Source organism: Cryobacterium tagatosivorans, from assembly GCF_004402215.1.
Classification (GTDB): domain Bacteria; phylum Actinomycetota; class Actinomycetes; order Actinomycetales; family Microbacteriaceae; genus Cryobacterium; species Cryobacterium tagatosivorans.
Genome location: NZ_SOEZ01000019.1, coordinates 1 through 1,464, shown reverse-complemented (window position 1 = coordinate 1,464; position 1,464 = coordinate 1). Strand labels below are relative to the sequence as shown.

Sequence of the window (1,464 nt, the reverse complement as noted above, 5' to 3'; positions counted from 1 at the left end):
CCGCCGGACTTAACTTAGAAATACCAGGAAAGCCACCCTTCGGGGTGGCTTTCCTGCGTTAACGGCCACCCTCCCGGGGTGGCCGTTTTCTCGTTAACGGCCACCCTCCCGGTGGTCGTTTCCTCGGCGACGACATCCGCCCCGGCGACAAATCGCAGCGGCGGTTGTTCCAGCCCCGCGATTGTCAGGAGCGCGGCACCCAGCTTGGTGGGGTCTCCGCCCTGAAGGCCGTTCATGCTCTTCCACGCCGTGATCGTCCGGGCTGTGCGTTCGGCGTAGTGGTCGATGGAGAGTTCAGGCCAGATCGAGGACGCACCCTCGACGAGGAGTTCGGTGCGGAAGAAGCCGGGTTCGACGATGGTGGTCTTGATGCCGTATCAGCGTCGGTGATGTCCAGGGAGACGGCGACGAGGTTCTCGTGTTCGCCGATGGTTTCGGTGACCTTCGCGGCGACGCGAGCGGTCGCGACCACCGAGTGGCCGGCGGCAAGTGGTCGCCCTGCTCGCCGGGATGAGTACGGAACACTACTTCCGCCTGGAACGTGGCAACGCAACGGGCGCCTCAGCCGCCGCGCTCGAGGGAATACGCCGGGCCCTGCAGCTCGACGACGCTGAGCGCTCGCATCTCTTCGACCTCGCCGGGGAGCCAGCTCCGGCTCCCGGCCACCGAAACGACGGGCCTCCCGATCCAGGCTGGTCCGGCAGAGTGTGCAGCAGACCATCGACGCGATGTCGACCGTTCCCGTCTTTGTCCAGAACGGTCGCCTCGACCCGATCGCGGCCAACCACCTCGGCAGAGCCTTGTTCTGCTTCCTGTTCGAAGATCCAGAACGCCCGATGAACGCGGCCCGGTTCGTGTTCCTCGACGCGCGCGCCCAGGACTTCTACCGCGACTGGGAGTCGACCGCGGAACAGATCGTCGCGATTCTCCGCACCATTCTCCACACCGAGGCCGGCCGAAACCCATACGCCCGTGCCCTCACCGACCTGGTGGGGGAGCTGTCCACTCGGAGTGATCAGTTCCGGACTCTCTGGGCCTCGCACATCGTTCGAGAGCGCCGCACCGGTATCAAGAGCATCCACCACCCAATCGTCGGTGATCTGGACCTTACCTACGAGGGCATGCAACTGGCAGCAGAACCGGAGCTGCTCCTCCTGGCCTACGCCGGGGTCCCCGGCTCCGCCTCCTCTGACGGACTCCAGCTCCTGGCTGGCTGGGTCGCCGGCAAGGAGTACCCCTCGGGCGCAGCTATCTCGGTCCAGGGCAACGAAACAGCGACCGGCGCTTAGGTGAACAGCGAGAGACACGCCCGGGAAGCGCACGGTTTTGACGGGCGCCCCAGCTGACCGTAATGTATATCTACGTACCCCACAGGTGCGGAAAGCGGAATGCTTCCCGGCCTCAAGCGGGACCATCCCAAGCTGAACGATGTGAAGATATTCGCGGAGTTTGCTTGATGACGTT

The 1,464-nt window shown here is 64.7% G+C and carries 2 protein-coding genes; one reads left to right on the top strand and one right to left on the bottom strand.

The window, feature by feature from the left end:
• Window positions 1–14 precede the first annotated feature (14 nt).
• On the bottom strand, window positions 15–236 hold the full coding sequence (locus E3O23_RS18350; protein ID WP_198415124.1) for a hypothetical protein: 222 nt from the start codon (window positions 234–236) through the stop codon (window positions 15–17).
• Window positions 237–728: 492 nt separating this feature from the next.
• Between E3O23_RS18350 and E3O23_RS03810 the strand changes: the two genes are divergently transcribed.
• A complete protein-coding gene (locus E3O23_RS03810; RefSeq protein WP_241983308.1) occupies window positions 729–1,289 on the top strand; it encodes an MmyB family transcriptional regulator in 561 nt (186 codons plus the stop codon).
• Window positions 1,290–1,464 lie beyond the last annotated feature (175 nt).

Coding starts and splice junctions, on each gene's coding strand:
- E3O23_RS18350 (WP_198415124.1), bottom strand. CDS start 236: ATGAACGGCCTTCAGGGCGGAGACCCCACCAAGCTGGGTGCCGCGCTC.
- E3O23_RS03810 (WP_241983308.1), top strand. CDS start 729: ATGTCGACCGTTCCCGTCTTTGTCCAGAACGGTCGCCTCGACCCGATC.